This window comes from Dolichospermum lemmermannii CS-548, from assembly GCF_028330815.1.
Classification (GTDB): domain Bacteria; phylum Cyanobacteriota; class Cyanobacteriia; order Cyanobacteriales; family Nostocaceae; genus Dolichospermum; species Dolichospermum lemmermannii.
Genome location: NZ_JAQMTJ010000026.1, coordinates 1 through 4,822, shown reverse-complemented (window position 1 = coordinate 4,822; position 4,822 = coordinate 1). Strand labels below are relative to the sequence as shown.

Annotated in this window: 6 protein-coding genes; 4 read left to right on the top strand and 2 right to left on the bottom strand. The window is 40.8% G+C overall.

Annotation, left to right across the window (positions count from 1 at the left end; all coding sequences use genetic code 11):
- Both PN450_RS01270 and PN450_RS01265 read left to right on the top strand, forming a co-directional pair.
- Positions 1-394 (top strand): zinc ribbon domain-containing protein (locus PN450_RS01270; protein WP_271835162.1); only part of this gene is annotated, 394 nt, incomplete at its 5' end.
- Between the two features lie 16 nt (positions 395-410).
- On the top strand, positions 411-1,148 hold the full coding sequence (locus tag PN450_RS01265; RefSeq protein WP_271835160.1) for a GDSL-type esterase/lipase family protein: 738 nt from the start codon (positions 411-413) through the stop codon (positions 1,146-1,148).
- A 218-nt stretch (positions 1,149-1,366) separates the two neighbouring features.
- On the opposite strand, the gene PN450_RS01260 is transcribed toward PN450_RS01265, so the two are convergent.
- Both PN450_RS01260 and PN450_RS01255 read right to left on the bottom strand, forming a co-directional pair.
- Positions 1,367-2,725: a DUF3370 domain-containing protein gene (locus PN450_RS01260; RefSeq protein WP_271835159.1), complete on the bottom strand. Its 1,359-nt coding sequence runs from the start codon at positions 2,723-2,725 to the stop codon at positions 1,367-1,369.
- A gap of 38 nt (positions 2,726-2,763) precedes the next feature.
- The gene (locus tag PN450_RS01255; protein WP_271835157.1) at positions 2,764-3,342 is read right to left on the bottom strand and encodes a pyroglutamyl-peptidase I family protein; all 579 of its coding nucleotides are present in this window, start codon (positions 3,340-3,342) and stop codon (positions 2,764-2,766) included.
- A 66-nt stretch (positions 3,343-3,408) separates the two neighbouring features.
- Between PN450_RS01255 and hisH the strand changes: the two genes are divergently transcribed.
- Both hisH and rsmD read left to right on the top strand, forming a co-directional pair.
- Positions 3,409-4,044 carry an imidazole glycerol phosphate synthase subunit HisH gene (gene hisH / locus PN450_RS01250; protein ID WP_015078752.1) on the top strand — a complete coding sequence of 212 codons (636 nt, stop codon included), beginning with the start codon at positions 3,409-3,411 and terminating at the stop codon, positions 4,042-4,044.
- Positions 4,045-4,110: 66 nt separating this feature from the next.
- Entirely contained in the window at positions 4,111-4,713 is a 603-nt protein-coding gene (rsmD, locus tag PN450_RS01245) for a 16S rRNA (guanine(966)-N(2))-methyltransferase RsmD (RefSeq protein ID WP_271835155.1), read from the top strand.
- Positions 4,714-4,822 lie beyond the last annotated feature (109 nt).

The window sequence follows — 4,822 nt, the reverse complement described above, 5'->3', positions numbered from 1 at the left end:
GGGTATGGGGATGATAAAGGATGCCTTAAAAGCTAAGTTATCAGACATTGGTGGCTTATTTGTAGAAGTTCCTACAAAGAAGGTAAAACCATCTCAAACTTGTCCTCAATGTGGAAATCAAGAGAAGAAAACTTTAGACCAACGGATTCATGTTTGCCATAACTGCGGATATACCCAACAGCGTGATATTGCAGCGGCAGAAGTGATGTTGCTTTGGTACTCAAATAATCTACCGGGGCTGGGAACGAGCCTCGTAGACGTAGATGATTCTAGCTCTACTTCAAACACTAGCAAACGTAAGAATGCTGGAAGTATGAAGCAACTCGGTCAAAAGAAACGTCAAAAATCTCAACTTACTGACGGGGATGTAGAAACCCCATCTTCAACGAAGTAAGATGGGGTAGTTCATAATGTCAAGTTTTCAGACTTCTACCTTAATGCAATTATCTGTATCGCCAAAACTTTGTCAACCTTTAAAGATTGTCGCCTTGGGAGATAGCTTAGTATATGGATACGGTGATCCAGAAAAAGGTGGTTGGGTGGAACAACTGCGACGGTGGTGGATGCTACCGGATAGTGTGGGTCATGTGCTTTATAATTTGGGAGTAAGGGGCAATCGCACACAGCAAATTGCCCAACGCTTAGAAGTGGAATTTCGCCACCGGGGAGAAATCCGCAATCGTGTACCAGACTTGATTATTTTATCTGTCGGTGTCAACGATACACCTCGATTAAGAAGTCCCAAAGGCAGAAACTACACAGATTTTAGTCAGTTTGAATCAGAAATCGCCACATTACTAGATCAAGCAAAACAACTTTGTCCTGTGCTGTTTGTGGGGATGGTTCCCGTAGACGAAACCAAAATGCCTTTTCTGGATTGTTTATTCTACAATCACGCTGACCAATACCGCTACAAAGAAGCAACACGGCAAGCTTGTGAACAAAGACAAATTCCCTATTTAGATATTTTTGATCAATGGATGCAACGTAGTCAAGGATGGAGAAGTGAACGGATTACCAATGACGGACTGCACCCGAATACACTGGGTTATCAGGACTTACTAGAATCTGTACTTAACTGGAAAGAATTATCCGAATATCATTGTCAAGCTGATTATGGGGCAGAATTGCAACAAGAATTTAGATGAAAATAGGGATTTTATCATCAATTATTAAGTAAGTTGGCGTTAAAAATTGTCGTTGGGGCAAGGGAACTCTTAACTGGGAACTCTTAACTGGGAACAGGAAGAGAGTTTTGGGCGATTTTACTTTTCTTCACATACCTTTAAATTTTTCAGTTCACCTACTTACCCTTAATTTGACACCAATGAGCATTGCTAAACCCCTACAGTTTAATGCTGTTTACCTACTTAGCTTGAGTTGATACCGTTAAAACCTGTGGTGGTGAAGCATCTGGTGGATACAGAAAGTCAACTTGGACTAAAGATGTATTTCCTGGTTTTATATTCAACGATACCAAAGGTTCTCCCGTTTCACCACGCTTTTGAATTAAATGCACAAATTTATTTTGCCATTTTCCCTGGTCTTGATAACGTAAGCGCACAGTCCCTCGGAAGAAGATTTGACGCGCTGGTAGCTTAAAAAAGCGAAGTCCAGGTTTACTTAATTGATTTTCTTTGAGGGGAGTTTGGACTGCAACACTTACGGTTTGTTGATTTTGAGTATTGTTGTATAAAGGTAACTTGAGACTATATTGAATCCCATAATTACCATGAGCGTAATAAGCAGTATCAGGATAGCGCACTAACATGGGTGCGGTTTGAATTTGATTTGTTCCTAATGTTCCCCCATGTAAGGTACTCAAACCGTAGGAAAAGGCTGCCCCAGTTTGAGGAATAGTTAAATACTTGCTTTTTGGTGTATCTACTATATCGGCTAACCATCGAGAACCCTTAGATACTCCCGCTACACGTCCGTAAATTGTCGGTTTGTTGTTTCCTGTGATGGGAGTGGGAACTTTGTCTCTAGGGGTGGATAATTCACCATTATCTAATAAATTTTGCCATTCTGCTAAATTAGGCGATCGCTCACTACCGTCAGTATTTGTCCGGGCAAACATCGCCAAACTTGCGGCGTAAACATTACCATTACTTCGCAGTCGCAGATATGTAGAACGACCATTTAAAGGGGGTGTTAGTCCTTGGACGGGAATTGGTAAATTTAATAACATCTGACTTGTCCCTGGGGGAATGACAATTTGGGAGGGAAAAATATCTTGTCTTTTTCCTCTCAAAATATCAGACATGACTCGACTCCCTGGACCTGCAAAAACTGTTCCTAAATCATTGGGGATTAAAGATGGTAATTCCTTAAATGGGGCATCTGGTTGACTTAAATAACTCGCACCTTGCCATATATTTACTGTCACCGGTTGAGAACCAGGATTATGTAAGATGATGCCCAAATACAAAGAACGTAAATTTTCCGGTGGGTCAGCTTTAGCAATATGATGGGCAAAAATATCAAACTGTCCACGCAAGGGAAAATCTAAATGGGCTGATGTGACTTTTTTTCCCGTTGCGGGAAAGGTAGAAAGTAAAATTCCTTCTTTTAATACCAGTTCTGGACTATTGCTATTAAATACCGGCACTGAATCCAACTTTCCCGGTAAAGGACGGACTGATTGTATTTGTAATATTTCTTCTGGTGGTGGTGTGGCAGGAACAGCTTGAGCAAGAGTTAAAGCTAGTAATAGTGGCAACATAATACTGAGTAAATTTGTTTAAACAGACGTTAATATTTCTAGAGAAGTGCCAAGTTGTTAATGATCACAATAAAATCAGCAATTATCTTTGGCAAATTTTCTGGGTTGAAAATTGGGACATGAACAAAAATACACTTAATTGAGAGTTGAGACTGGTGTAAATAGTCCAAGACTGAATAATAAAGTCCCTCGCAAACAAACTTACCACAGTCATAGCTAATCTCAACTCCTGCTGTTCCGACTAATAATTTTTCGAGATCAACCCTGGTTTGTAAAATATTTTCGGGGGAATTTCTAGACTCTTGAGGCAAGATGTCGGCAGAATTTGTAGACTCTACTGGCAAGATGCTTGTACTACTGGCAAGGACTTCTACGCTTAATTGGGAACGACTTGCAGCCATACCACAACAGATAATATGGTCAGGTTGGAGTTCATTAATTTTGGCAATGACGAGAGAACTTGCCAGTTGCACATCGACAGGGAGACGGTGCAAAAATTTTAAATCATGGGAGAGTGAAGCCATTTTGGCTAGTCCGAGTAACAAGTCATCGGATGAATTTGACTCTTGTTGGCTTAACCAAATGTCAAAAGAAGTTAATAGTATTTTTTTTTGCATTATAAATAATAATTAGAATTAGAATAATTAAAAGCCCTCCCTCATAAATTTACAAGGAGCAGCTAAATGGCAGTGATTGCAGTTGTTGATTACGATATGGGAAATTTGCACTCTGTTTGCAAAGGATTAGAAAAAGCTGGTGCGACCCCTCTCGTTACTTATTGTTCTCAAGAGTTGGCAAAAGCAGATGCTATAGTTTTACCAGGAGTGGGAGCATTTGATCCAGCGGTACAACATTTGCGATCGCGTGGTTTGGAACAACCGATTAAAGATGCGATCGCTTCTGGTAAACCGTTCTTGGGTATTTGTTTAGGATTACAAATTTTGTTTGAATCCAGCGCCGAAGGAACGTTACCAGGACTAGGAATTGTCCCCGGAAAAGTCCGCCGTTTTCGTTCTCAACCGGGGATGACAATTCCCCACATGGGTTGGAATCAACTCCAACTTAACCAACCAAAAAGTCTTTTATGGGAACATTTACCTATCGATCCTTGGGTTTATTTTGTGCATTCTTATTATGTTGAACCCACAAATCCCCAAGTTCGCGCGGCAACTGTGACTCATGGTGATCAAAGTTTTACAGCAGCGATCGCTCATGAAAATCTCATGGCTGTCCAATTCCATCCTGAAAAATCATCAAATGTCGGATTGCAAATTCTCTCTAATTTTGTGGCTCAAGTCCGTGAAAAAGTTTTTGCTTAACAAAAGTTTGTAATATTTTCAGGTGTTTATTTGCTCAAAGTTGAAGATTTAATGATCAATTAAGTAATGAGTCTAAGAATTTACGGGAATCGTCTGCTTAAAACTTTACCAGGTGAACATACCAGACCTACCAGTGCGCGAGTCCGGGAAGCATTGTTTAATATTTGGCAGGGAACAATCGTTGGTTGTCGCTGGTTAGATTTGTGCGCCGGTAGTGGTTCTATGGGTGCGGAGGCTTTGTGCAGGGAAGCCAGCGTCGTTATCGGCATTGAAGAATCTAGTCAATCCTGTGCCATTATCCAAGAAAATTGGCAACAGGTAGCCAAGCCAGACCAAAAATTTCAGCTATTACGGGGAGATGTCACCCAACAGTTAAAAAAATTATCAGGTCAAAAATTTGACAGAATATATTTTGACCCACCTTATACTAGTGGATTATATGAACCAGTATTACAAGCGATCGCTCAATATCAGCTTTTAGATTGCCAAGGAGAAATAGCCGTCGAACATCGTTACAGAAATTGGCAACCAGCAAACATTGACAACTGGGAAATCTGCCGTCAAAAAAGCTATGGCAAAACAGCTTTGACATTTTATCAAGAACAGGGAACAGGGAACAGGGAACAGGGAACAGGGAACAGGGAACAGGGAATAGGGAATAGGGAATAGACGGAGAATTTTCTTCTTTCTTCTTCCTTGACTCCTGACTCCTGACTCCTGACTCCTGACTCCTGACTCCTCACTCCCAACTCATCAATCAATATCAGCCGCCCAATTC

Excerpts from the sequence above, each read along its gene's own strand:
- PN450_RS01265 (WP_271835160.1), top strand. The coding sequence starts at position 411 with ATGTCAAGTTTTCAGACTTCTACCTTAATGCAATTATCTGTATCGCCA.
- PN450_RS01260 (WP_271835159.1), bottom strand. The coding sequence starts at position 2,725 with ATGTTGCCACTATTACTAGCTTTAACTCTTGCTCAAGCTGTTCCTGCC.
- PN450_RS01255 (WP_271835157.1), bottom strand. The coding sequence starts at position 3,342 with ATGCAAAAAAAAATACTATTAACTTCTTTTGACATTTGGTTAAGCCAA.
- hisH (WP_015078752.1), top strand. The coding sequence starts at position 3,409 with ATGGCAGTGATTGCAGTTGTTGATTACGATATGGGAAATTTGCACTCT.
- rsmD (WP_271835155.1), top strand. The coding sequence starts at position 4,111 with ATGAGTCTAAGAATTTACGGGAATCGTCTGCTTAAAACTTTACCAGGT.